Raw genomic sequence first — 23,303 nt, forward strand, 5'->3', positions numbered from 1 at the left:
TACGAAAGTCATATCGGCGCTTTAGTTGCCCTTTTGAGAGCAGGGGGGCGAGTGCAGGACAGAACTGTGCCCCGCCGAGTCGGTACTCGGCGGGGCACAGTCCCTTTGCGGCTCCCGAACGGGCTTGTGCGACCGGTCAGTTGTCGGTCGTGTACACGTGCATGCCGGGCACGTGCAGGTTGCCGCCGAACTGGGCCGCCTGGACCACCTTCACGTTGGTGAAGTAGATCAGCGGGATGTTCAGCGGAGGCGGGCTGTCGGGGCTGAACGTCACCGGGATCAGTCCGAACAGGTTGCCCGAGATGCTCTCCGTGTACATCGTCGTGGAGCCGCCGGTGATGGTGGACGTCGACCCCTTGGACGCCTGCACGTGGTAAGTCTTGCCGGACAGCTTGTCGTTGACCGTCTGGTGCAGGTCCCCGATGTCCGTGCCGCCGGAGATGACGTACTTCAGCACCTTCTTCGTGGTGCCGTCGGCCTTCTTCACCTCGACGATGCCCTGGTAGTCGGCGCCCTTGAGCAACAGGGAGCTGGCGTTGAGGTACCAGGGGTCGTCCGCCACCGGCACCTTGTTGTCGACGCCGCTCGTGTCGGTCGTGGCCGCCGGGCAGTCGGTCGCCGGGGCGGAGGAGCTCGCGGACGGGCTCGGGGTGGCCGATCCGGCCGCGTCCTTGACCGTCTTCGTGGCGTCCCCGGCCGCCTTGGAGACCGTGTCGGTGGTCTTCTTCACCGTGTCGGTGACCGTCTTGCCGGTGTGGGAGACGGTGTCCTTGACGGTGTCGGTCAGCTTGGACCCCGAGGACCCGGACGCCGACGAGGCCGACGGGGACGACGCGTCCTTGGACGCGCTCACCGACGGGCTCGCGGACGGCGTGGGGCTCGTGGCGGAGCTGGAGTCGCCGCCGAGGAGGCCGCCGAGCGTGTCGCCGATGGTTCCCAGCAGCCCGCCGCCGCTCTTGGACGCGGACGCCGACGGCGACGGCGACGGCGTACCGCTGCCCGAACCCGAGGAGCCGGAGCCGGAACCCGAGCCGGACGAGCCCGAGCCGGACGAGCCGGAGGGCGCGGTCGGCGTCGGACTCGCCTTGTCGCCGGAACCTGAATCCGACGAAGAGGACGAGCCCGTGCCCGTGTCCTTGCCGTCCTTCGCGCCGGTGCTCGCCGAGGGCGACGGCGTCGCCGAGTCGGACGCGCTCGGCGAGGCGGACGGCGACGGCGAGGACGAGCTGTCCTTGCTGCCGTCCAGCTGCTTGACGCAGTCCTTGTACTCGGCGGCCGACAGGCTCTTCGACGGGGACGGGCTGCTGCCGTTGCCGGCGGCGAGCGCCAGCGAGGACGTGAAGCCCATGCCCATCAGCACCGCGGTCGGCATCGCCACGGACGCTATCGCCTTGCCGGCCGGCATGTGGAACCTGGTGAACAGCGGCTTTCTGGGGGCCGCGTGGCGGGGCCCGGTTCTCGCGCGGGACCCGTCCACATCGGTCCCGCGGGTCACCTCGTCAGCCGGCACTGTGCCTCCCGTTCGCCCCGTTGGCCGGGCTCGTTCCTGACAGGTCGTTCGACGCACTCGCCGGTTCGGTGCCCTGGTGGGGCAGCGCGGCCTCGGGAGCACCGTCCTCGCCCGGCACGGCCGTGGCCGGCGGCTGCGGCTCCTGCTGCTTGCCAGGCGCCCAGGCGATGGCCATCGCCCCACCGATCATCGAGAACAGGAAGCCGACGATGAAGCCGCCGATGTTGGACATCGGAATGGACACCAGGGCCAGCAGAATCGACGCGACGCCTGCGAAGACCCGGACGTGCTGCTGGAACCAGAGGGTGATGCCGAGCACGATGAGCAGCACACCGATGATCAGGGAACTGGAGCCGCCGGGTGTCCCCATCGTCATCGTGAGGTGGCCCAGGTGCAGGTGTGCGTACGGGAAGTACAGGATGAGAAAGCCGCCGAACACGACGAACAGCCCGGCCCAGAACGGACGGGTGCCCCGCCAGGCGCGGAACTGCAGCCTCCGGCGGGTGAACTGGCCAGGTGCGGCGGCAGGAGTCTCGGCGCTCATGGAAAACAGCTCCCTGGTGCGGCGTTGCTGTGGTGGTGATGTGTGCCGCGCGTGAAGGCGCACGGCCGATGAGGGAACGGGCGGGGGCGCCGTCGGCTCCCCCGCCCGTCACAGAGTGCTTAGTAGCACTCCTTGGCATCCGTCGAGATCGACATGTGCAGACCACTGAGCTTGAAGGTTCCTGCCGTGGTGGCCCACGCCGTCTGCTTCACACCGGTCAGCGAGGCGTGGTCCGCCTCCTGGGCGAACCCGTACGGGTTCGTCTTGTCGCCCTGCTTGATCCCCGGACCCTTGTGCGAGTCCACGGCGGCGACACCGATGTTGATGTTGGTGAACGTCGCGTCGGCGCTGAGGTCGTCAAGGTCGATGTACAGCTTGCTGGCCTCGACCGGCTTGCCGTTGCCACCCGCCTTGAGGATCAGGCTGACCTTCCCGAAGATCGGGACGTCCGGGGTGACCACCGACTGGCACAGGTTGGTGATGGTCGCGTCGTTGAACGCCGAGACCGCCACCGGGCGGACCGTTTTGTCACCGGCGAGCGTGTAGCCCGAGTCGACGGCCCCGTACTGGACGAAGCCGTTGCCTTCGAGCGAGTCCGCCGTGACCTTGAACTGCTGACCCGAAACGCTGAACGAAGCTGCGAGAGCGCCCTGCGCGAGGGCGACACCTATCGCGGCCGTCGCGGCGACGCTGGGCACCATGACCACAGCGAACCGCTTCCATCTGGTCCCGCCACGCACCTGGGACTCCATATTTCCTCCTTCTCGGACGTACATCTCCTGGCTCGGAATCGCCACCGACAGCGGCTCAGCCGGGCAGGGATGGGAGAAGTGCTACGTCCTCGGAAGGGGAGCGCCTGCGCTCGTCAGGCGCGAACCGCACCTCGATCACCGGCGATCACCCCCGAGCGACAACCACTGGTCGCGCCTGACACGCATCACGCACAACCTTGCTGGACAGGCTTCGCCGGCCGGCGAAGACCCCCCTGCCCAAGAGCCGGCGCCACTGCCGCCGGCTCTGCTCGGTGGGGACCCAGATTCTCCCGCGACCCAACCGGCTGTCGGGGTACGGGAATGGACCGAGCGTCGCCGATCGTGGTGCATTCTCGGCCCGGACACAAGGGGCTTCGTTACTGGGTAGTAACGGCCGGATAACCGGAGGACGACCGACCGGTCTCGGAGTGCGACGCACGGTCGCAACTCTGGGCAGAGCAAAGCCGTTGATCACTGGACGAAACCAGACAGATCAACGGCCCTGATTTACTCGGAGTAACAGCAACCGCGATTACCAAGATTTGGTAAAGCGCTGCCGCCCTGACGTCTCGTCGGCAAATCTTTCACCCCGGCATCACAAGCCGTGGCGTTTAGTGACTGGTCAGAACAGCGCCCGAGCCAGCGCCCGGCGCGCCCCGACCACCCGCGGGTCCTCGGGGCCCACGACCTCGAACAGCTCCAGCAGCCGCACCCGCACCCGGTCGCGGTCGTCGCCCGCTGTGCGCCGCACGGCGTCGATCAGGCGCCCGAAGGCGTCCTCGACATGCCCGCCGACCAGATCCAGGTCGGCGGCGGCGATCTGCGCGTCGGCGTCGGCCGGCTTGTCGGCGGCCTCCTGACGCACCTTCTGCGGGTCGAAGCCCTGGACCCGCTGCAGCAGCTCGGCCTGCGCCAGACCGAGCTTGGCCTCGGGGTGGGCCGGGTCGTCGGCCAGCACGTTCTTGTAGGCCTGCACCGCGCCGGCCAGGTCACCGGCGTCCAGGGCGTCGGCGGCGGCGTTCAGCGCCGCGTCGTACGGCCCCGCCTGCTCCTGCGCGGGCGCCGCCTGGCCCGGCTGGGCGTCCGGGTCGACCGTCAGGCCGGTGAGCCCGAACCGCTGCTCGGCGACCTGCACCAGCTGGTCCAGGGTCTGCCGGATCTGCTGCTCGCCGGCCGCGCCCTGGAACAGCGGCAGCGCCTGCCCGGCGACGACGGCGAACACCGCCGGGATGCCCTGCACCCCGAACTGCTGCATCAGCATCTGATTGGCGTCGACGTCGATCTTGGCGAGGAGGAAGCGCCCGTTGTACTCGACGGCCAGCCGCTCAAGGACCGGGCTCAGCTGCTTGCAGGGCTGACACCACTCGGCCCAGAAGTCGATGACGACGGGAACCTCGGCGGAGCGCTGAAGGACGTCCCGCTCGAATCCGGCCTCGTCGACGTCGATGACGAGATCGGCCGGGGCGACGGCCCCCGTACCGCCCTGCCGGGCGGCTTCGGCGCGCGTCTGCTCGGCCTTGGCCTTGGCCTCCTGGGCCGCCTTCACCGCGGCGAGGTCGACGACGCCGCTCATGGACATGTTCCGTGGCTGCATGCGTCTATCCTCCCCCGTTCCCGCCCCTGAATGAAAAAGTCGTGCGCCGGGGCGCCGGGTCCCCACCCCACGCCTCGTGATCGCGCCCGTGTACGTCCGTCACGAGCTTTCGCTACGACTCGTAGCGTAATGCCATGCGGACCCCGCGCGACACCACACCCCGGTGATCTCCCTCACGACACCACAGGACCCGCCGGTTATGGTCGGGGGATGCAGAGCCGCACCCCCGCCAGCCGTACCGGGCGCCCGCGCAGCGCCGCCGCGGACGCCGCGATCCTGGCCGCGACCCGGGAGGCACTGGTGGAGCTGGGCTGGTCCAAGCTCACGCTGGGAGACGTGGCGACCCGGGCGGGGGTGGCGAAGACGACCCTCTACCGCCGCTGGGCCGGCAAGAACGAACTCGTGGTCGACGCGGTGGCGGAACTCTTCGACGAGCTGGAACTGCCCGACCGCGGCAGCCTGGCCGCCGACATCGAGGGTGTCGTCCTGCAGTTCGCGGCGATCCTCGCCCGCCCGGAGGCCAGGAGCGGCCTGATGGCGGTGGTCGCCGAGGCCACCCGCGACGACGCCCTGCGCGAGCGCATCCGCCGCTCCATCGTGCAGCGCCAGATGCGGCTGGTCCTCCAGGGCCGCGCGCGGGCACAGAAAAGGGGCGAACTCCCGCCGGAACCCGATCCGCGGGAGGCCGCCCGCACGGTGGACCTCATCTTCGACATGGTGGCGGGCGCGGTGGTGCACCGCACCCTGGTGAGCGGCAAGGCGGCGGACGAGGAGTGGGTACGCAGCTTCACGCGCGTGCTGCTGGGCGGCCTGGCCTCGTCCGCCTGACCTCGCTCAGAAGCCCGCCGGCTCCGTATAGACCCCCCACTCGTCCCGCAGCACCCCGCAGATCTCGCCCAGCGTCGCCTCGGCGCGTACGGCGTCCAGCATCGGCTCGATCATGTTGCCGCCCGACCGGGCCGCACCCAGCATGGCGTCCAGCGCGGAGCGCACCGCGGACTCGTCCCGCGCCGCCTTCCGGGCCCCGAGCACCCTCACCTGCTCCCGCTCCACCTCATGGCTGACCCGCAGGATCTCCAGGTCCCCGGTGACCGAGCCGGTGTGGACGTTGACGCCCACGACCCGCTTGTCGCCCTTCTCCAGCGCCTGCTGGTAGCGGAAGGCGGACTCGGCGATCTCGCCGGTGAACCAGCCGTCCTCGATCCCGCGCAGGATCCCGGAAGTGATCGGCCCGATCGGGTGCCGCCCGTCCGGGTGAGCCCGGAGCCCCCGCTCCTTTATCTGGTCGAAGATCTTCTCCGCGTCCGCCTCGATCCGGTCCGTCAGCTGCTCGACGAACCACGAACCCCCCAGCGGATCCGCCACGTTGGCGACGCCGGTCTCCTCCATCAGCACCTGCTGCGTGCGCAGCGCGATCTCCGCGGCCTGCTCGCTCGGCAGCGCGAGGGTCTCGTCCAGGGCGTTGGTGTGCAGCGAGTTGGTCCCGCCGAGCACGGCCGCCAGCGCCTCCACGGCCGTACGCACCACGTTGTTGTACGGCTGCTGCGCGGTCAGCGAGACACCGGCCGTCTGCGTGTGGAAGCGCAGCCACTGGGCCTTCTCGGACTTCGCCCCGTACACGTCCCGCATCCACCGTGCCCAGATGCGCCGGGCCGCACGGAACTTGGCGATCTCCTCGAAGAAGTCGACGTGCGCATCGAAGAAGAAGGACAGACCGGGCGCGAACACATCCACGTCCAGCCCGCGGCTGAGCCCCAGCTCGACGTACCCGAACCCGTCCGCGAGCGTGTACGCCAGCTCCTGCGCGGCCGTCGCGCCCGCCTCGCGGATGTGGTAGCCGGAGACGGACAGCGGCTTGTAGGCGGGGATGCCGGCCGCGCAGTACTCCATGAGGTCGCCGATCAGGCGCAGATGGGGCTCGGGCTGGAAGAGCCACTCCTTCTGCGCGATGTACTCCTTGAAGATGTCGGTCTGGAGCGTGCCGTTGAGGACCGACGGGTCCACGCCCTGGCGCTCGGCGGCGACCAGGTACATGCAGAAGACGGGTACGGCGGGCCCGCTGATGGTCATGGAGGTCGTGACGTCACCGAGCGGGATGTCCTTGAACAGGACCTCCATGTCGGCGGCGGAGTCGATGGCGACCCCGCAGTGCCCGACCTCGCCGAGCGAGCGCGGGTCGTCGGAGTCGCGGCCCATGAGCGTCGGCATGTCGAAGGCGACGGAGAGCCCGCCACCACCGTTGCCGAGAATCATCTTGTACCGCTCATTGGTCTGCTCGGCGTTGCCGAACCCGGCGAACTGCCGGATCGTCCAGGTACGGCCGCGGTAGCCGGTCGGATGGAGCCCGCGCGTGAAGGGGTACTCCCCGGGCCAGCCGATCCGCTCGAATCCCTCGTACGTGTCGCCCGGTCGGGGCCCGTACACCGGCTCCACGGGGTCGCCGGAGAGCGTGGTGAAATCTGCGTCCCGCTTGCGGGCCGCGTCGTAGCGGGCCTGCCAGCGGCGGCGGCCCTCCTCGATGGCGTGAGCGTCCATACACTCGAATTTACTTGGACGTCCTAGTAAATGTCGATGGCAGACCGCCGTACGCACGCGTACGGCGGTGGGGTCGCCCGGTGTCTCAGGCCTTCGCGGCGGCCGGGACCTGGTCGGCGACCTTGGCCTCCAGCTCGCGGCTGATCCTGCGCTCGACGAAGAAAGCGGCGGTGGGGATCGTCCCGGCCAGCAGGACCCACAGCTGCCGGCCGACCGGCATCTTGGCCTTGGAGCCCAGGTCGAAGGCGACGACCAGGTAGACGACGTACAGCCAGCCGTGGGCGATGGCGACGACCCGGGTGACGTCGGCGGCACCGCTGATGTCCAGCCCGTACTTCGCGATCATGCTCAGGCACAGCAGTACCAGGAGGACACCGGTGGTGTAGGCCATGACGCGGTAGCGGGTCAGCACGCTTTTCTTCATGGAGTCGAGCGTAACCACCCGTTCCGGGAGATCTTGGCCGGGGTCAGTCCTCGTCGAAGTCGTGTGCCGCGATCCGCAGCGGACGGAGCATCGCGAAGATCTCCGTGCACTCCTCCGCGTCGTAGACGCCCAGCCCGAAGTCCATGGCCATCAGGTCGCGGGTGGCCGCGTCGACCACCTCACGGCCCTTGTCGGTGATCACGGCGAGCGTGCCCCGGCCGTCGTTGGGGTTGGGCCGCCGGGCCACCAGACCGGACTTCACCAGGCGGTCCACGGTGTTCGTCACGGACGTGGGATGGACCATGAGCCGTTCACCGATCTTGGACATCGGCAGCTCACCGGCCTTGGAGAAGGTGAGCAGCACCAGGGCCTCGTAGCGCGCGAACGTGAGTCCGTACGGCTTGACGACCGCGTCCACCTCGGCCAGCAGGATCTGCTGGGCCCGCATGATCGAGGTGATCGCGGCCATGGACGGCACGCTTCCCCAGCGCTGCTTCCAGAGCTCGTCGGCACGGGCGATGGGGTCGAACGGAAGACTGAGAGGCTTCGGCACGTCATCAGACCCTACCCGCCGGTCATATACCGGTCAGCCCCGTCTCGCCGATCGGTCGCCTCCCGTTCCTCGCCGGCCACCTCTCGCCCCTCGGCCACCTCCTGCCCCTCGGTCGCCCGGGCAGCGACGGCCAGCGCGCAGCAGCACAGCACCCCCGCCGCCCCGGCCCCGGCGACCGCGGCCCGCACCCACCGCCTGAGCCGCCACCCCGGCCGGCGTCATGCCCACGCCCTGGACGGTCATCAGCCCGGCGCTGAGCAGGGTCATGGCCCGCCCGCGCAGCCCCTCCGGCACGGCCCGCACGAACCACTGGTCCAGCCCCAGGGTGTACGCCGACCCCGCCCCGGACACCACCAGGAGCAGCAGGGACGCGACGAGCCCGGGGCGCAGGGCGTAGCCGAGGTAGGGCAGGAGGGCGAGGCAGACGAGCGGGAGCGCCACGCGTTCGCGCGTCATGGGCTTCAGTCGCGCCCCGGCGAACAGCTCGCCGGCCACCGTGCCGACGGGCAGCGCGCACATCAGCAGCCCGAGCCCGGCGGATCCGCTGCCGAGCACGTCGGCGTACGCGCGGCCGGCGCCTCGGGTACGACGGAGAAGGCGGCCGGGATCCAGAACAGCAGGAGCAGGACGCGGATCCGCCGGTCGGCGAGGAGCCGGCGCGGACCGGGTGCGGGGCCCGAGGCGTCGTACCGGCTGCGGGCCGGGCGGTGGCGGGTGCCGCAGCGGAGCAGGGCGGCGGAGGCGAGGAAGGTGCCGACGGTGATGACGAGGGCGTGGCGGGGGGCGAGGACGGTGAGGAGCAGCCCGCCGAGGCCGTAGCCGACGAGCAGGGAGCTCTGGGCGACAATCCGCAGCAGGGAGCGGCCGAGCACGAACAGATCGCCGTCGCCGAGGACGTCGGCGAGGGTGGCCATCCGGGTGCCGGCGAACACCGGGGAGACGACCGCCAGAGCGCAGCGCAGCGCGAGCAGCACGCCGATCCCGGTGCCCGGGACGGCCATCACGGCCACGCAGCCCGCGCACACCAGATCGCAGCCGACCAGCACGCGCCGGGCCGGGAAGCGGTCGGCGAGGGGCCCGAGCAGGGTGCCGCCGACGGCGTACGGCAGGAAGCCCAGGGCGAAGGGTGTCGTCCCACCTGACGATCCTGCGGGACGCGGGCCTGCTGACGGCGCGGCGGTACGGACATCAGGTGCTGTACGAGAGAACGCCGTTGGGGGTGGCGCCGGCTTCCGGGGGCTGAACGTCGTCCGGGCGCGAACGGCGCCGCGCTGCGGGCGTTCCCGCGAGCGGTGCCTTGAAGAGGGCGATGTACACGGCGACGACCATCAGCAGCGGGCACAGGTAGGCCACGGTGTCCGCGAACGGCCCGAAGCGGCGGAGCTGCGTCTCCTGACCGAGCCCGGTCACGCAGACCGTGAGGACCGCCGCGCGGACCACCAGCTCCGCGACCCAGTTGGCCAGGGCGCGCTCAGGGGTGATGCCCCGCTCCCGGCACAGCCGCTGCCGGTCGAGGGTCCAGGCGGTCGCCCAGCCGGTCAGCGGCCCCAGCAGCAAACGGTTGCTGAGACTCATGATGTTCCCCCAGGTCAGAACGTGCTTCGAATGATCGATCAAAGCATCGACCGGGAAACGTACATCGGCGTGGGCGACCGCTCAAAACGAGGGTCCGGCTAGCCGGCGAGGTGCCGTTCGACCGTCTCGACCTTGGAGGTCAGGCCGTCGGTCACGCCGGGCCGGATGTCGGCCTTGAGGACGAGCGACACGCGCGGGGCGCGCTCCTCGACGGCGGCGACGGCGCGCTTGACGACGTCCATGACCTCGTCCCACGACTCACCCTCGATCGAGGTGAACATGGCGTCGGTGCGGTTGGGCAGCCCCGACTCGCGGACCACGCGGACGGCGTCGGCGACGTACTCCCCCACGTCCTCGCCGACGCCGAGGGGCGTCACGGAGAAGGCGACGATCATGCGTTCACGACTCCTTCCTTGCGGGCGCGGGCCGCGATGACGGCGTCCTCGGCCTCGCGGCGCAGCGTGCGCTCGATGATGAATCCGCCACCGGGGATGACCGAGTAGGCGAAGTAGAGGGCAGCCTTGCCCTTGTTCCACCTGGTGCGGTTCCAGGCGTCCGCCCAGAACAGGACGTAGAGAACGAACAGCACGCCGTGGATCGGGCCCAGCACCGGAGCGACGTCGAAGCCGCTGTCGACCGTGTACTTGATGACGGTGCAGGCCGCCAGGATGATCCAGGAGATGCCTTCCGGTACGGAGATCAGACGGAGGCGGCGGATGGCGGAGGCTGTCTTGAGGTCCACGGGTCACCTTCGGTGGGAGAGTCGCTGACGGCGCGAGCGCTGTGTGATCCGCTTTGTGAACGGAAGCACAAACGTCCGGCCATTGTGGCAAACGCTGCCCGTAGGGGTCCGCTCAGGGTCGGTGTCCACCTATGGGCCCTGTTCCGTCCACCCGCGCCGCCGCTACTTTCGCTGCGTGGCGATGTTCCGACTTCAAGGCAGCAGGGTGCTCGCCGTCGACATGACCGGGGACGCCGTGAAGGCGAAGAACGGCTCGATGGTCGCGTACGACGGACAGATGTCCTTCAAGAAGCTGACGGGTGGCGGTGAGGGGCTGCGGGGGATGGTGACCCGCCGGCTCACCGGTGAGCAGATGACGGTGATGGAGGTGAAGGGGCATGGGACGTGCTGGTTCGCCGACCGGGCCTCGGAGATCAACCTGGTGAGCCTCCAGGGGGACAAGCTGTACGTGGAGTCGAGCAATCTGCTCGCGACCGACGCCGGGCTGCGGACCGGGACGACGTTCACGGGGCTGCGGGGCGCCTCGCAGGGCAACGGCCTGTTCACGACGACGGTCGAGGGGCACGGGCAGGCGGCCATCATGTCCGACGGCCCGGCGGTGGTGCTGCGCGTGAGCCCGCAGTACCCGCTGATCGTGGACCCGGGGGCGTACATCGCCCATCAGGGCAGTGTCCGGCAGTCCTTCCAGTCCGGTGTGACGTTCCGCACGTTCCTCGGGGAGGGCGGCGGCGAGGCCTTCCAGATCCGGTTCGAGGGCGACGGACTGGTCTATGTGCAGCCGAGCGAACGGAACACGATCGCGGGGGATCTGTAGAGATGGCGTTCCGGGAGATCAACTCCAAGATGGTCGAGGCGACCGTGGTGCCGGGGCAGCGGCTGTTCAGCCAGCGCGGGGCGATGCTCGCCTACAAGGGGGACGTGTCCTTCACGCCGAACATCCAGGGCGGCCAGGGCGGGCTGATGTCCATGCTCGGGCGCCGGGTGACGGGCGAGGCGACCCCGCTCATGACGGTGGAGGGCAGCGGGACCGTCTTCTTCGGGCACGGCGGCCACCACGTCCACGTCATCCAGCTCACGGGCGACACCCTGTACGTCGAGGCGGACCGGCTGCTGGCCTTCGAGGGCACGCTGCGGCAGGGAACGATGTTCATGGGCTCGCAGGGCGGGGTGATGGGCCTGGTCCGGGGCCAGGTCACCGGGCAGGGCCTGTTCACCACCACCCTCCAGGGGCAGGGCTCGGTCGCCGTGATGGCGCACGGCGGGGTCTTCGAGATCCCGATCACCCCGCAGCACCCGGTCCATGTCGACCCGCAGGCGTACGTCGCCCATCACGGCGAGGTCCGCAACAGACTGTCGGCCGCGCTCGGCTGGCGCGAGATGGTGGGCCGGGGCTCCGGCGAGGCCTTCCAGCTGGAGCTGAGCGGCAGCGGCACGGTGTTCGTCCAGGCGTCGGAGGAGAAGCTGTGAGCACGCACCCGGTCCCCGGTGCCCCTGTGGTGTACGACCCGATGACCCTGCCCGCCGACGACAACGTGAACAGGTACACGTTCTGTGTGGAGCTCAAGAGCGGCGAGTGGTTCCTGCAGAAGGGGAAGATGATCGCCTACTACGGGGCGATCGAGTTCAACGGGATCGGGCACGGGCGACTCGACCGACTTGTCCGTACCTCGTTCCATTCGCCACTGCACGCGAGCGACTGGGTGGTGGCGCACGGCTCGGGCAAGATGCTGCTCGCCGACCGGGCCTTCGACGTCAATTCCTATGACCTGGACGACGGGAACTTGACCATTCGCTCGGGCAACCTGCTCGCTTTTCAGCCAAGTCTCGCGCTGAAGCAATCGATCGTGCCGGGTTTTCTGACCCTTATCGGAACCGGCAAGTTTGTCGCCGCATCTAACGGTCCGGTGGTGTTCATGGAACCTCCGATCCGGGTCGATCCGCAGGCCCTCGTCGGGTGGGCCGACTGCCCGTCACCGTGCCATCACTACGACCACGGTTATCTGACGGGTGTACTAGGCGGTCTACGTGCGATGACGGGCTTCGGCGGGGTGTCCGGGGAGGAGCACCAGTTCGAGTTCGTGGGCGCCGGAACGGTGCTTCTGCAGTCCTCGGAGAGCCTCATGGGCGAGGTGGCGACGGGGGTTGTTCCGTCCGAACCGGGGGTACCGGGGGGTGGCGCTCCGGGTCCGGACGGCCACGGTCCGCAATCATCCGGGGTACCGCGCCTTCCCGGACAGCTCGGCGACCTCCAGCGTCGCTTCGGGCTGTGAGCGGTAGTCTGCGGAGTGTGACGTCGAACGCGTGCGCACTGTCACATCATCCGAAGTAGTTCGTCATTCAACTTCTTAGGTAGACTTCATTCATGGAGACCGAGACGGCCACGCGCTGGCTGACCGATGCGGAGCAGTGCGCCTGGCGCACCCACCTGGAGGTCAACAGGCTGTTGACGTACCAGCTGGAGAAGGATCTGCAGCCGTTCGGCCTGACGATGAACGACTACGAGATCCTCGTGAACCTCTCCGAGTCGGACGACGTACGGATGCGGATGAGCGACCTCGCCTCCGCGACCCTGCAGTCCAAGAGCCGGCTCTCGCACCAGATCACGCGGATGGAGAACGCGAATCTCGTGCGCCGCGAGAACTGCGAGTCCGACCGCCGGGGGCTGTACGCCGTACTGACCGAGCACGGCATGGAGACGATGAGGAAGGTGGCGCCACATCATGTCGCCTCCGTGCGACGGCACTTCATCGATCTGCTGTCGCCGGAGGCACTGACGGAACTGGACAAGGCCCTCAAGCCGATCGCCCAGCACCTGAGGGGGCAGCGGGGGCGCCCCTGAGCCTGGCTCGGGATCGGCCGGCCGGCGGCCCCCTCAGCCCTGCGTGAGGCCCGCCACCAGCTGGTCCGCCGCGCGGTACGGGTCCAGTTCGCCCGCGACGATGCGCTCCGCGAGGGCGCTGAGGCGGCGGTCGCCGTGCAGGTCGCCGATGCGCTCGCGCAGCGCCGTGACCGCGATGGTCTCCACCTCGCGGGCGGCGCGGGCCCGGCGGCGCTCGGTCAGCACCCCGTGCTCCTCCATCCACGCACGGTGCTTCTCCAGGGCCTCCACGACCTCGTCGACGCCCTCCGCGCGGGCCGCCACCGTCTTCACGATCGGCGGGCGCCAGTCGCCGGGGCCCCGGGCCTCGCCCAGGCCCAGCATGTGGTTGAGCTCGCGGGCCGTGGCGTCGGCGCCGTCCCGGTCGGCCTTGTTGACGACGTACACATCGCCGATCTCCAGGATGCCCGCCTTGGCCGCCTGGATACCGTCGCCCATGCCGGGGGCCAGCAGCACCACGCTGGTGTCCGCCTGGGAGGCGATCTCCACCTCCGACTGGCCGACGCCGACCGTCTCGACGAGGATCACGTCGCAGCCCGCCGCGTCCAGCACCCGGATCGCCTGCGGGGCCGCCCAGGCCAGGCCGCCCAGGTGGCCACGGGTGGCCATCGAGCGGATGTAGACCCCGGGGTCGGAGGCGTGGTCGGACATGCGGACGCGGTCGCCGAGCAGGGCGCCGCCGGAGAACGGGGACGACGGGTCGACGGCCAGGACGCCGACCCGTTTGCCCTGTTTGCGATACGCCGTGACGAGCGCGGAGGTGGAGGTCGACTTGCCGACGCCCGGCGAGCCCGTAAGGCCCACCACATAGGCGTTGCCGGTCAGCGGGGCCAGTGCCGCCATGACCTCCCTGAGCTGCGGGGACGCCCCCTCCACCAGGGAGATCAGCCGGGCCACGGCCCGCGGCCGGCCTTCCCTGGCCTGGGCCACCAGAGAGGAGACGTCCTGCATCACACAGCTCCGTTCACTTCAGCGACGTAAAGGGGAACTCAGGCCTTCGGCACGCGCACGATCAGGGCGTCGCCCTGGCCGCCGCCACCGCACAGCGCGGCCGCGCCGACACCACCACCGCGCCGCTTGAGTTCGAGCGCCAGGTGGAGCACGAGACGCGCGCCGGACATGCCGATCGGGTGGCCCAGCGCGATCGCGCCGCCGTTGACGTTCACCTTTTCCGTGGACACGCCGAGGTCCTTCATTGACTGCACGGCGACCGCGGCGAAGGCCTCGTTGATCTCGATGAGGTCCAGGTCGGCGACGTCCAGGCCGTCCTTCTTCAGGGCGTGCTGGATCGCGTTCGAGGGCTGCGACTGCAGGCTGTTGTCGGGGCCGGCCACATTGCCGTGCGCGCCGATCTCGGCGAGCCACTCAAGGCCCAGCTCCTCGGCCTTGGCCTTGCTCATCACGACCACGGCCGCCGCACCGTCCGAGATCTGCGAGGAGGTGCCGGCCGTGATCGTGCCGTCCTTCGTGAACGCCGGGCGCAGCTTGCCCAGGGACTCCGCGGTGGTCTCGGCGCGGATGCCCTCGTCCTTGCTGAACAGGACGGGCTCGCCCTTGCGCTGCGGGATCTCCACGGGGGTGATCTCGGCCTCGAACAGGCCGTTCTTCTGCGCGGCGGCGGCCCGCTGGTGGGACAGGGCGGCCACCGCGTCCTGCTCCTCGCGGCCGATGCCGAGGCGCGCGTTGTGCTTCTCGGTGGACTGGCCCATCGGGATGTTCTCCCACGGGTCGGTCAGGCCGTCGTAGGCCATCGCGTCGAGCATCTCGACGGCGCCGTACTTGAAGCCCTCGCGGGACTTCGGCAGCAGGTGCGGGGCGTTGGTCATGGACTCCTGGCCGCCGGCCACCACGATGTCGAACTCACCCGCGCGGATCAGCTGGTCGGCGAGCGCGATGGCGTCGAGGCCGGACAGGCACACCTTGTTGATGGTGAGCGCCGGGACGTTCATCGGGATGCCGGCCTTGACCGCCGCCTGACGTGCCGGGATCTGGCCCGCGCCGGCCTGGAGCACCTGGCCCATGATCACGTACTGCACCTGGTCGCCACCGATCCCCGCACGGTCGAGGGCGGCCTTGATCGCGAAGCCGCCGAGGTCGGCCGCGCTGAAGGACTTGAGGGAGCCCAGGAGTCGTCCCATGGGCGTGCGCGCGCCCGCGACGATCACAGAGCTGGTCGTTCCAGAAGGCATGAGCTGCGATCCCCTTACCGGCCTGCACAGCCGAGGAGTGAACGAGGGTTTACTTCGAATGTACTGAGTGGCACTCCGTGCCGTCATCGGGCCGTCGGTGTGATCGCGCGCACGTTGCGTAACCATCCGCAGGGCGCTGCACTGAATCCATGCTGACGCGAATCGACCACATCGGGATCGCCTGCCACGACCTCGACGCGACCGTCGAGTTCTACCGGGCCACATACGGCTTCGAGGTGTTCCACACCGAGGTCAACGAGGAACAGGGCGTGCGCGAGGCCATGCTCAAGATCAACGAGACGTCGGACGGCGGCGCCTCCTACCTCCAGCTGCTGGAGCCGACCCGCGAGGACTCCGCGGTCGGCAAGTGGCTCGCGAAGAACGGGGAGGGCGTCCACCACATCGCCTTCGGCACGGCGGACGTGGACGGCGACGCCGCGGACATTCGCGAGAAGGGCGTACGGGTGCTCTACGACGAGCCCCGGCGCGGCTCGATGGGGTCCCGGATCACCTTCCTGCACCCCAAGGATTGCCACGGGGTCCTGACAGAACTGGTCACTTCGGCCCCTGTTGAGTCCCCTGAGCACTGACCCCCGTACATAAGGGCCGGTAGGGTTGGGGGCGGTCGTCGCTCATCCCAGGGCGACCCGGTCCCTCCGTCAAAGGTGACGTCTGCCTTCGGGCGGACGACGTCACCTTTGACGGAGGGACCACCGGGGTCCGGGTTTCGGGGGACGAGCGTCGGGGCAGCAGCCCGTGCTCCGCCGCCAGTCTGACACCATTCCCCGGGGGCCCCGTTCGGCGGATGGACGGGGCTCGTTGTAGAAGCCGACCAGGGGACGGATGGGACCGCGCAGTGCGGGGCTACGAGAGCCAGGAGCGAGAGCCGGCGGCTGACGTCGACCACCTCTCTCGGTTCGAGGCCGAGATGAAGCGGCTGAGGACCGAGCGGGAGAAGGCGATCCAGCACGCCGAGGACCTCGGCTACCAGGTCGAGGTGCTGCGCGCCAAGCTGCACGAGGCGCGCCGCACCCTCATGACCCGGCCCGCCTTCGACGGCGGTGACATCGGCTACCAGGCCGAGCAGTTGCTGCGTAATGCCCAGATCCAGGCCGACCAGCTGCGCCAGGACGCGGAGCGGATGGCCGCGGAGGCCCGGGCGCAGACCCAGCGGATCCTCCAGGAGCACGCCGAGCAGGCCGCCCGGCTCCAGGCAGAGCTGCATCAGGAGGCGGTGAACCGGCGCCAGCAGCTCGACCAGGAGCTGGCCGAGCGCCGCGCCACGGTCGAGTCGCACGTCAACGAGAACGTGGCGTGGGCCGAGCAGCTGCGCGCCCGCACCGAGTCGCAGGCCCGCCGGCTCCTCGACGAGTCCCGCGCGGAGGCCGAGCAGGCGATGGCCGCCGCCCGCGCGGAGGCCGAGCGGCTGACCGAGGAGGCCCGGCAGCGGCTGCAGAACGACGCCGAGGCGGCGCGCGCGGAGGCCGAGCAGATCCTGCGCCGGGCCCGTACGGACGCCGAGCGGCTGCTGAACGCGGCGTCCACGCAGGCCCAGGAGGCCACCGACCACGCCGAGCAGCTGCGCACCAGCACCGCGAGCGAGTCGGACGCGGCCCGCCGGCAGGCCGCCGAGCTGAGCCGGGCCGCCGAGGAGCGGATGGCGGCGGCCGAGGAGGCGCTGCGCAAGGCGCAGGCCGAGGCGGAGAAGCTGGTCAGCGAGGCCGAGCAGGCCGCGTCCAAGACCCTGTCGAGTGCCGAGGCGGCGGGCGAGGCGCGCACGCGTACGGCGAAGGAGCAGGTCGCCCGGCTGGTCGAGGAGGCCACCAAGGAGGCCGAGACCACCCGGTCCGAGGCCGAGCAGCTGGTCGCGGACGCCCGCGCCGAGGCCGAGAAGATCGTCGCCGAGGCCGGCGAGAGGGCCCGTACGATCACCGCCGAGGAGACGGCGACCCAGCTGGGCAAGGCGGCCAAGACCGCCGAGGACGTCCTCAACAAGGCCTCGGAGGAGGCCAAGAACACCACCAAGGCCGCCGCCGAGGAGGCCGAGCGGATCCGCTCCGAGGCCGAGGCCGAGGCGGACCGGCTGCGCGCCGAGGCGCACGACATCGCCGAGCAGCTCAAGGGCGCGGCGAAGGACGACACCAAGGAGTACCGCGCCAAGACGGTCGAGCTGCAGGAGGAGGCCCGCCGGCTGCGCGGCGAGGCCGAGCAGCTGCGCGCCGACGCGGTCGCCGAGGGCGAGTCGATCCGTGCCGAGGCCCGCCGCGAGGCGGTCGCGCAGATCGAGGAGGGCGCCAAGTCCGCCGAGGAGCTGCTGGCCAAGGCCAAGGCGGACGCGGACGAGCTGCGCAAGAGCGCGACCGCGGACAGCGAGAAGGTCCGCACCGAGGCCATCGAGCGGGCCACGAGCTTGCGCCGGCAGGCCGACGAGACCCTGGAGCGCGGCCGTGCGGAGGCCGAGCGGCTGCGCACCGAGGCCGAGGAGCAGGCCGAGACGGTCCGTACGGCCGCCGAGACCGCCGCGCGCGAGCTGCGCGAGGAGACCGAGCGCGCCATAGAGGCCCGCCGCACCGAGGCCGCCGGTGAGCTGACCCGGCTGCAGACCGAGGCGCAGGAGCGGCTCGCGTCGGCCGAGCAGGCGCTGGCCGAGGCCCGCGAGGAGGCCGCGCGGATCCGCCGGGAGACCTCGGAGGAGTCCGAGCGGCTGCGCGCGGAGGCCGCCGAGCGGATCCGTACGCTCCAGCAGCAGGCCGCCGAGGAGGCCGACCGGCTGCGCACCGAGGCCGCGGCCGACGCGTCCGCCTCCCGCGCCGAGGGCGAGTCCGTCGCCGTACGGCTGCGTTCCGAGGCCGCTGCCGAGGCCGAGCGGCTGAAGACCGAGGCGCAGGAGACCGCCGACCGGGTCCGCGCGGAGGCGCAGGCCGCCGCCGAGCGGCTCGCCGCCGAGGCGTCCGAGACGCTGGCCGCCGCGCAGGAGGAGGCCGTCCGGCGCCGCCGCGAGGCCGAGGAGACCCTCGGGTCCGCCCGCGAGGAGGCCGACCAGGAGCGGCTGCGGGCCCGCGAGCAGAGCGAGGAGCTGCTGGCCTCCGCCCGCAAGCGGGTCGAGGACGCGCAGGCCGAGGCGATCCGGCTGGTGGAGGAGGCCGACCGGCGCGCCGGCGAGATGGTCTCCGCCGCCGAGCAGCACGCCCAGCAGGTGCGGGACTCGGTCGCCGGGCTGCACGAGCAGGCGCAGGAGGAGATCACCGGGCTGCGCTCGGCCGCCGAGCACGCGGCGGACCGCACCAGGCGGGAGGCCGAGGAGGAGGCGGACCGGGTCCGCGCCGACGCCTACGCCGAGCGGGAGCGGGCGAGCGAGGACGCGAGTCGTATCCGCCGCGAGACGACCGAGGAGACGGAGGCCGCCAAGGCGCTGGCCGAGCGTACGGTCGCGGAGGCGATCGCCGAGGCCGAGCGGCTGCGCGCGGATGCGGGCGAGTACGCCCAGCGGGTGCGCACCGAGGCCTCCGACGCGCTCGCCGAGGCCGACCAGGCGGCGGCCCGTACCCGGGCGGACGCCCGCGAGGACGCCAACCGCATCCGCTCCGACGCGGCCACCCAGGCCGACACCCTCATCACCGAGGCCCGCAACGAGGCCGAGCGGCTCCAGAACGAGACGATCGCTGAGGCCGACCGGGTGCGCACGGAGGCGCTCGCCGAGGCCGAGCGGCTCCAGTCGGAGACGGCCGCGGAGGCGGAGCGGATCCGTACGGAGGCGTCGGAGACGCTCGCCGAGGCCGGCGAGGCGGCGGCCCGCGCCCGCGCGGAGGCCCGCGAGGACGCCAACCGCATCCGCTCCGACGCGGCCACCCAGGCCGACACCCTCATCACCGAGGCCCGCAACGAGGCCGAGCGGCTGCAGAACGAGACGGCCGCCGAGGCCGAGCGGGTCCGTGCGGAGGCGGTGGCGAACGCCGAGCAGCTGGTCGGAGAGGCCACCGACGAGGCGGAACGGCTGCGCGCCGAGGCCGCCGAGACGGTCGGCTCGGCCCAGCAGCACGCCGAGCGGATGCGGGCCGAGTCCGAGCAGCTCCGGGCGGACGCGGAGGCGGCGGCCGAACGGCTCGTCAGCTCCGCGCGCGAGGAGGCCGAGCGGACCCTGGACGAGGCCCGCAAGGAGGCCAACAAGCGGCGTTCGGAGGCGGCCGAGCAGGTCGACACGCTCATCACGGAGACCACGGCCGAGGTCGACAAGCTGCTCACCGAGGCGCAGGAGCAGGCGCTGAAGACGACGGCGGACGCGGAGTCGCAGGCCGACACGATGGTGGGCGCGGCCCGCAGCGAGGCCGAGCGGATCGTCTCGGAGGCGACCGTCGAGGGCAATTCCCGGGTGGAGAAGGCCCGGACGGACGCGGACGAGCTGCTGGTGGGCGCCCGCCGGGACGCGACCGCGATAAGGGAGCGCGCGGAGGAGCTGCGCGACCGCATCACGACCGAGATCGAGGAACTGCACGAGCGGGCCCGCCGCGAGGTCGCCGAGACGATGAAGTCCACCGGCGACCGCTGCGACGCGCTCATCAAGGCCGCCGAGGAGCAGCTGGCCAAGGCCGAGGCCAAGGCCAAGGAGCTGGTGTCGGACGCCAACTCCGAGGCGGGCAAGGTGCGTATCGCCGCCGTGAAGAAGGCGGAGGGGCTCCTGAAGGAGGCCGAGCAGAAGAAGGCCAGCCTGGTCAAGGAGGCCGAGGAGCTGAAGGCCGAGGCGATCCGGGAGGCCCGGCGCACGGTCGAGGAGGGCAAGCGCGAGCTGGAGATCCTGGTGCGCCGGCGCGAGGACATCAACGCCGAGATCTCCCGTGTCCAGGACGTGCTGGAGGCGTTGGAGTCCTTCGAGGCCCCCTCGTCCGGCAAGGACGGCGGAGTCAAGGCGGGTGCGACGGTCGGCGCCCCTCGTTCGGGTGGCAAGCCGTCAGACGGGTAACGGGAGCGCGGCGTTCCGGTAACGTCTGGGGGCTTTGCCCGAGTCCTTGGCAAGCCGTCCGGCCGTCAGCCACCCAAAAGGGGTCTCATTCTCCAGATCAAACACGTATCCGCGTGATGACACACCGCTTCGGCCCCTAGGATTCCACCTATCACCTCACCGGTCTCATTCGACAGGAACCCCATGAGCGACACTTCCCCCTACGGCTTCGAGCTTGTGCGGCGTGGGTACGACCGCGCTCAGGTGGACGAACGTATCTCCAAGCTCGTCTCCGACCGTGACAGCGCTCTCGCCCGGATCACCGCCCTGGAGAAGCGCATCGAGGAGCTCCACCTCGAAACGCAGAACGCCCAGGCCCAGGTCACCGACGCCGAGCCGTCGTACGCGGGTCTCGGCGCGCGGGTCGAGAAGATCCTGCGCCTGGCCGAGGAAGAGGCCAAGGAGCTGCGTGAGGAGGCTCGGCGGGCGGCCGAACAGCACCGCGACCTCGCCGAGTCGGCGGCCCAGCAGGTCCGTAACGACGCCGAGTCCTACGCCGCCGAGCGCAAGGCCAAGGCCGAGGACGAGGGCGTCCGGATCGTCGAGAAGGCCAAGGCCGACGCCTCCCAGCTGCGTGCCGAGGCGCAGAAGGACGCGCAGTCCAAGCGCGAGGAGGCGGACGCCCTCTTCGAGGAGACCCGCGCCAAGGCCGCGCAGGCCGCCGCCGACTTCGAGACGAACCTCGCCAAGCGCCGCGAGCAGTCCGAGCGCGACCTGGCCTCGCGTCAGCAGAAGGCCGAGAAGCGACTGGCGGAGATCGAGCACCGCGCCGAGCAGCTGCGCCTGGAGGCGGAGAAGCTGCGCACCGACGCCGAGCGCCGCGCCCGCCAGACGGTGGAGACGGCCCAGCGCCAGGCCGAGGACATCGTGGCCGACGCCAACGCCAAGGCCGACCGCATCCGCTCGGAATCCGAGCGCGAGCTGGCCGCGCTGACCAACCGCCGCGACAGCATCAACGCCCAGCTGACGAACGTGCGCGAGATGCTGGCGACGCTGACCGGCGCGGCCGTGGCCGCGGCGGGCACGACGACGGACGACGAGCCCATCTCTCGTGGGGTGCCGGCGCAGCAGACCCGGTGACACCTGCGCTGGGCGGTCGCTGAAGAGACCGAAGCCCTCTTCCACTCCGGTGGCAGGGGGCTTCGGCTCGTCTTAGCGTGGCCGCATGATCGAGCTGGCGGGCCTGACCAAGCGGTACGGCGAGAAGCTGGCCGTCGACGGGCTCACCTTCGCCGTCCGGCCGGGCATCGTGACCGGGTTCCTCGGGCCCAACGGGGCCGGGAAGTCCACCACGATGCGGATGATCCTCGGGCTGGACCACCCCACCGCCGGCGATGTCCGGATCGACGGCAAGCACTACGACCAGCTGGCGGACCCGCTGACGTACATCGGGGCGCTGCTGGACGCGAAGGCCGTGCACGGCGGCCGGAGCGCCTACAACCACCTCCTCTGTCTCGCGCAGAGCAACGGGATCCCGAAGCACCGGGTGGGTGAGGTGCTGGAGACCGTGGGGCTCACGGCCGTGGCGCGGAAGAAGGCCAAGGGATTCTCGTACGGCATGGGGCAGCGGCTCGGTATCGCCGCGGCGCTGCTCGGCGACCCGCGGATCCTGATGTTCGACGAGCCGGTCAACGGGCTCGACCCCGAGGGCATCCACTGGATCCGGACCCTGATGAAGTCGCTGGCCGCGCAGGGCCGGACGGTGTTCGTCTCCAGCCATCTGATGAGCGAGATGGCCCTGACCGCCGATCACCTCGTGGTCATCGGACAGGGACGGCTGCTCGCGGACACCGCCATGGCCGAGTTCATCCGGCAGAACTCACGGTCGTACGTGCGGATCCGCTCGCCCCAGCGGGAAGGGCTGCTGGACGTGCTGCACGAGGCCGGGATCACCGTCGTCGAGGCGGGCGGGAGCGCGCTGGAGGTGGACGGCGGCAAGGCGGAGCAGATCGGCGAGCTGGCGGCGCGGCACGGGATCGTGCTGCACGAGCTGAGCGTCCAGCAGGCCTCGCTGGAGGAGGCGTTCATGCGGCTCACGGCGGAGACGGTGGAGTACCACGCGCAGGGCGGCCCGGGCCCCGCCCCGCAGGACTGGGGTGCCGACTGGAAGGGGATGTGAGCCATGACGGCGGCCGTACGGGTGATCCAGTCGGAGTGGACGAAGATCCGGTCGGTGGCGTCGACGGTGTGGACGCTGTCGCTGGCGGTGGTGGTCACGATCGCGCTCGGGATGCTCATCTCCGCGCTGTCGAGGAGCCAGTTCGACCGGATGCCGATCCAGGACCGGCTCTCCTTCGACCCCACCCGCGTCAGCTTCGCGGGCATGACCCTGGGCCAGCTCGCCGTGATCGTGTTCGGGGTGCTGGTCGTGTCGAACGAGTACAGCACCGGCATGATCCGGGTCTCGCTGGCCGCCGTGCCGCGCCGGGGCACCTTCCTGTTCAGCAAGGTCGCGGTGGCCGCCGCGCTCGCGCTGGTCGTGGGCATGGCGACGAGCTTCGCCGCGTTCTTCCTCGGGCAGGCGATGCTGGGGCCGTACCGGGCGCACCTCGGGGACCCCGGGGTGCTGCGCGCGGTGGTCGGCGGCGGGCTGTACATGACGCTGATCGCGGTGTTCTCCATGGGGGTCGCCGCGATGCTGCGCTCGCCGATGCTCTCGCTCGGCATCCTGATGCCGTTCTTCTTCCTGATCTCCACGATCCTCGGCAACGTCGACGCGACGAAGAAGATCGGCCGGTTCCTGCCGGACCAGGCGGGCAGCCGGATCATGGAGGTGGTGCCGAGGATCGGCGACGACCGGCCGTACGGGCCGTGGGGCGGGCTCGGGATCATGGTGCTGTGGGTGATCGCCGCGCTGGCCGGCGGGTATGTGCTGCTGAAGCGCCGGGACGCCCAGTAGACGGATCCCCTACGCTTCGTGATGCCTGGTCTTTACTTTCTTTTGGGCGGAACCGTCAGCCACTCGATATCCTCCTAACCCTTACGGGGGCGTGGGTGCCCTGCTGTCCTGA

The 23,303-nt window shown here is 70.7% G+C and carries 22 protein-coding genes and 2 pseudogenes; 11 read left to right on the plus strand and 13 right to left on the minus strand.

Annotated elements, in window-relative coordinates:
- Positions 1-136: 136 nt before the first annotated feature.
- The 4 genes from O1G22_RS13620 to O1G22_RS13635 form a co-directional block, all read right to left on the minus strand.
- Positions 137-1,510 carry a hypothetical protein gene (locus tag O1G22_RS13620; RefSeq protein WP_270081602.1) on the minus strand — a complete coding sequence of 458 codons (1,374 nt, stop codon included), beginning with the start codon at positions 1,508-1,510 and terminating at the stop codon, positions 137-139.
- The gene (locus O1G22_RS13625) at positions 1,500-2,054 is read right to left on the minus strand and encodes a DUF6114 domain-containing protein (RefSeq protein WP_270081603.1); all 555 of its coding nucleotides are present in this window, start codon (positions 2,052-2,054) and stop codon (positions 1,500-1,502) included. The genes O1G22_RS13620 and O1G22_RS13625 overlap by 11 nt, the downstream gene beginning before the upstream one ends.
- A 119-nt stretch (positions 2,055-2,173) precedes the next feature.
- Positions 2,174-2,806 carry a DUF6230 family protein gene (locus O1G22_RS13630; protein WP_270081604.1) on the minus strand — a complete coding sequence of 211 codons (633 nt, stop codon included), beginning with the start codon at positions 2,804-2,806 and terminating at the stop codon, positions 2,174-2,176.
- A gap of 622 nt (positions 2,807-3,428) precedes the next feature.
- Complete coding sequence (locus tag O1G22_RS13635) at positions 3,429-4,400, minus strand: tetratricopeptide repeat protein (protein WP_270081605.1); 972 nt, start codon at positions 4,398-4,400, stop codon at positions 3,429-3,431.
- Between the two features lie 210 nt (positions 4,401-4,610).
- Between O1G22_RS13635 and O1G22_RS13640 the strand changes: the two genes are divergently transcribed.
- The gene (locus O1G22_RS13640; protein WP_270081606.1) at positions 4,611-5,228 is read left to right on the plus strand and encodes a TetR/AcrR family transcriptional regulator; all 618 of its coding nucleotides are present in this window, start codon (positions 4,611-4,613) and stop codon (positions 5,226-5,228) included.
- Between the two features lie 6 nt (positions 5,229-5,234).
- Here the strand turns inward: O1G22_RS13640 and icmA are convergent, their stop codons facing one another.
- The 4 genes and pseudogenes from icmA to O1G22_RS13660 all read right to left on the minus strand — a co-directional run.
- Positions 5,235-6,935 (minus strand): coenzyme B12-dependent isobutyryl-CoA mutase large subunit, encoded by a 1,701-nt coding sequence (gene icmA, locus O1G22_RS13645; protein ID WP_270081607.1) that lies wholly within the window; start codon positions 6,933-6,935, stop codon positions 5,235-5,237.
- Between the two features lie 85 nt (positions 6,936-7,020).
- A complete protein-coding gene (locus O1G22_RS13650; protein ID WP_270081608.1) occupies positions 7,021-7,359 on the minus strand; it encodes a DUF3817 domain-containing protein in 339 nt (112 codons plus the stop codon).
- Positions 7,360-7,402: 43 nt separating this feature from the next.
- Complete coding sequence (locus O1G22_RS13655; RefSeq protein WP_270081609.1) at positions 7,403-7,912, minus strand: MarR family winged helix-turn-helix transcriptional regulator; 510 nt, start codon at positions 7,910-7,912, stop codon at positions 7,403-7,405.
- An 11-nt stretch (positions 7,913-7,923) separates the two neighbouring features.
- Positions 7,924-9,036, minus strand: a pseudogene (locus O1G22_RS13660) (MFS transporter); the annotation flags it as partial.
- A gap of 2 nt (positions 9,037-9,038) precedes the next feature.
- Between O1G22_RS13660 and O1G22_RS13665 the strand changes: the two are divergent.
- A pseudogene (locus O1G22_RS13665) lies at positions 9,039-9,155 on the plus strand (transcriptional regulator); the annotation flags it as partial.
- Here the strand turns inward: O1G22_RS13665 and O1G22_RS13670 are convergent.
- The 3 genes from O1G22_RS13670 to O1G22_RS13680 form a co-directional block, all read right to left on the minus strand.
- Positions 9,101-9,487, minus strand: coding sequence for a hypothetical protein (locus O1G22_RS13670; protein WP_428986357.1), 387 nt, complete (start codon positions 9,485-9,487; stop codon positions 9,101-9,103). The pseudogene O1G22_RS13665 and the gene O1G22_RS13670 overlap by 55 nt on opposite strands.
- 98 nt (positions 9,488-9,585) lie before the next feature.
- Positions 9,586-9,882, minus strand: coding sequence for an MTH1187 family thiamine-binding protein (locus tag O1G22_RS13675; protein WP_225099559.1), 297 nt, complete (start codon positions 9,880-9,882; stop codon positions 9,586-9,588).
- Positions 9,879-10,229, minus strand: coding sequence for a DUF3817 domain-containing protein (locus O1G22_RS13680; protein ID WP_270081610.1), 351 nt, complete (start codon positions 10,227-10,229; stop codon positions 9,879-9,881). The genes O1G22_RS13675 and O1G22_RS13680 overlap by 4 nt, the downstream gene beginning before the upstream one ends.
- A 181-nt stretch (positions 10,230-10,410) precedes the next feature.
- Here O1G22_RS13680 and O1G22_RS13685 point away from each other — a divergent pair, with 181 nt between their 5' ends.
- From O1G22_RS13685 to O1G22_RS13700, 4 genes are all read left to right on the plus strand, one after another.
- A complete protein-coding gene (locus O1G22_RS13685; protein ID WP_225099557.1) occupies positions 10,411-11,043 on the plus strand; it encodes an AIM24 family protein in 633 nt (210 codons plus the stop codon).
- Between the two features lie 2 nt (positions 11,044-11,045).
- On the plus strand, positions 11,046-11,696 hold the full coding sequence (locus O1G22_RS13690) for an AIM24 family protein (protein WP_225099556.1): 651 nt from the start codon (positions 11,046-11,048) through the stop codon (positions 11,694-11,696).
- Positions 11,693-12,499: an AIM24 family protein gene (locus O1G22_RS13695; protein ID WP_270081611.1), complete on the plus strand. Its 807-nt coding sequence runs from the start codon at positions 11,693-11,695 to the stop codon at positions 12,497-12,499. The genes O1G22_RS13690 and O1G22_RS13695 overlap by 4 nt, the downstream gene beginning before the upstream one ends.
- Positions 12,500-12,591: 92 nt before the next feature.
- A complete protein-coding gene (locus O1G22_RS13700) occupies positions 12,592-13,068 on the plus strand; it encodes a MarR family winged helix-turn-helix transcriptional regulator (RefSeq protein ID WP_270081612.1) in 477 nt (158 codons plus the stop codon).
- Between the two features lie 33 nt (positions 13,069-13,101).
- Here the strand turns inward: O1G22_RS13700 and meaB are convergent, their stop codons facing one another.
- Together meaB and O1G22_RS13710 are read right to left on the minus strand one after the other, a co-directional pair.
- A complete protein-coding gene (meaB, locus tag O1G22_RS13705) occupies positions 13,102-14,058 on the minus strand; it encodes a methylmalonyl Co-A mutase-associated GTPase MeaB (protein WP_270081613.1) in 957 nt (318 codons plus the stop codon).
- 38 nt (positions 14,059-14,096) lie between these two features.
- The gene (locus O1G22_RS13710; RefSeq protein ID WP_270081614.1) at positions 14,097-15,296 is read right to left on the minus strand and encodes an acetyl-CoA C-acetyltransferase; all 1,200 of its coding nucleotides are present in this window, start codon (positions 15,294-15,296) and stop codon (positions 14,097-14,099) included.
- A gap of 149 nt (positions 15,297-15,445) precedes the next feature.
- Between O1G22_RS13710 and mce the strand changes: the two genes are divergently transcribed.
- From mce to O1G22_RS13735, 5 genes are all read left to right on the plus strand, one after another.
- Complete coding sequence (mce, locus tag O1G22_RS13715) at positions 15,446-15,886, plus strand: methylmalonyl-CoA epimerase (protein WP_225099551.1); 441 nt, start codon at positions 15,446-15,448, stop codon at positions 15,884-15,886.
- Positions 15,887-16,152: 266 nt separating this feature from the next.
- Positions 16,153-20,253: a polarized growth protein Scy gene (gene scy, locus O1G22_RS13720; protein WP_270081615.1), complete on the plus strand. Its 4,101-nt coding sequence runs from the start codon at positions 16,153-16,155 to the stop codon at positions 20,251-20,253.
- A gap of 183 nt (positions 20,254-20,436) precedes the next feature.
- Complete coding sequence (locus O1G22_RS13725) at positions 20,437-21,372, plus strand: coiled-coil domain-containing protein (RefSeq protein ID WP_225099549.1); 936 nt, start codon at positions 20,437-20,439, stop codon at positions 21,370-21,372.
- 85 nt (positions 21,373-21,457) lie between these two features.
- Positions 21,458-22,411 (plus strand): ATP-binding cassette domain-containing protein, encoded by a 954-nt coding sequence (locus O1G22_RS13730; protein WP_270081616.1) that lies wholly within the window; start codon positions 21,458-21,460, stop codon positions 22,409-22,411.
- Positions 22,412-22,414: 3 nt separating this feature from the next.
- On the plus strand, positions 22,415-23,191 hold the full coding sequence (locus O1G22_RS13735; RefSeq protein WP_270081617.1) for an ABC transporter permease: 777 nt from the start codon (positions 22,415-22,417) through the stop codon (positions 23,189-23,191).
- Positions 23,192-23,303: the final 112 nt, after the last annotated feature.

The organism is Streptomyces camelliae, from assembly GCF_027625935.1.
GTDB classification, from domain to species: Bacteria; Actinomycetota; Actinomycetes; order Streptomycetales; family Streptomycetaceae; genus Streptomyces; species Streptomyces camelliae.

What these genes read in the sequence shown, in the direction of transcription:
- O1G22_RS13630 (WP_270081604.1), bottom strand. Translation starts at nt 2,806, where the DNA reads ATGGAGTCCCAGGTGCGTGGCGGGACCAGATGGAAGCGGTTCGCTGTG.
- O1G22_RS13735 (WP_270081617.1), top strand. Translation starts at nt 22,415, where the DNA reads ATGACGGCGGCCGTACGGGTGATCCAGTCGGAGTGGACGAAGATCCGG.
- mce (WP_225099551.1), top strand. Translation starts at nt 15,446, where the DNA reads ATGCTGACGCGAATCGACCACATCGGGATCGCCTGCCACGACCTCGAC.
- O1G22_RS13675 (WP_225099559.1), bottom strand. Translation starts at nt 9,882, where the DNA reads ATGATCGTCGCCTTCTCCGTGACGCCCCTCGGCGTCGGCGAGGACGTG.
- O1G22_RS13625 (WP_270081603.1), bottom strand. Translation starts at nt 2,054, where the DNA reads ATGAGCGCCGAGACTCCTGCCGCCGCACCTGGCCAGTTCACCCGCCGG.
- O1G22_RS13685 (WP_225099557.1), top strand. Translation starts at nt 10,411, where the DNA reads ATGTTCCGACTTCAAGGCAGCAGGGTGCTCGCCGTCGACATGACCGGG.
- meaB (WP_270081613.1), bottom strand. Translation starts at nt 14,058, where the DNA reads ATGCAGGACGTCTCCTCTCTGGTGGCCCAGGCCAGGGAAGGCCGGCCG.
- O1G22_RS13730 (WP_270081616.1), top strand. Translation starts at nt 21,458, where the DNA reads ATGATCGAGCTGGCGGGCCTGACCAAGCGGTACGGCGAGAAGCTGGCC.
- O1G22_RS13640 (WP_270081606.1), top strand. Translation starts at nt 4,611, where the DNA reads ATGCAGAGCCGCACCCCCGCCAGCCGTACCGGGCGCCCGCGCAGCGCC.
- O1G22_RS13670 (WP_428986357.1), bottom strand. Translation starts at nt 9,487, where the DNA reads ATGAGTCTCAGCAACCGTTTGCTGCTGGGGCCGCTGACCGGCTGGGCG.
- O1G22_RS13725 (WP_225099549.1), top strand. Translation starts at nt 20,437, where the DNA reads ATGAGCGACACTTCCCCCTACGGCTTCGAGCTTGTGCGGCGTGGGTAC.
- O1G22_RS13690 (WP_225099556.1), top strand. Translation starts at nt 11,046, where the DNA reads ATGGCGTTCCGGGAGATCAACTCCAAGATGGTCGAGGCGACCGTGGTG.
- O1G22_RS13650 (WP_270081608.1), bottom strand. Translation starts at nt 7,359, where the DNA reads ATGAAGAAAAGCGTGCTGACCCGCTACCGCGTCATGGCCTACACCACC.
- O1G22_RS13635 (WP_270081605.1), bottom strand. Translation starts at nt 4,400, where the DNA reads ATGCAGCCACGGAACATGTCCATGAGCGGCGTCGTCGACCTCGCCGCG.
- O1G22_RS13700 (WP_270081612.1), top strand. Translation starts at nt 12,592, where the DNA reads ATGGAGACCGAGACGGCCACGCGCTGGCTGACCGATGCGGAGCAGTGC.
- icmA (WP_270081607.1), bottom strand. Translation starts at nt 6,935, where the DNA reads ATGGACGCTCACGCCATCGAGGAGGGCCGCCGCCGCTGGCAGGCCCGC.
- O1G22_RS13710 (WP_270081614.1), bottom strand. Translation starts at nt 15,296, where the DNA reads ATGCCTTCTGGAACGACCAGCTCTGTGATCGTCGCGGGCGCGCGCACG.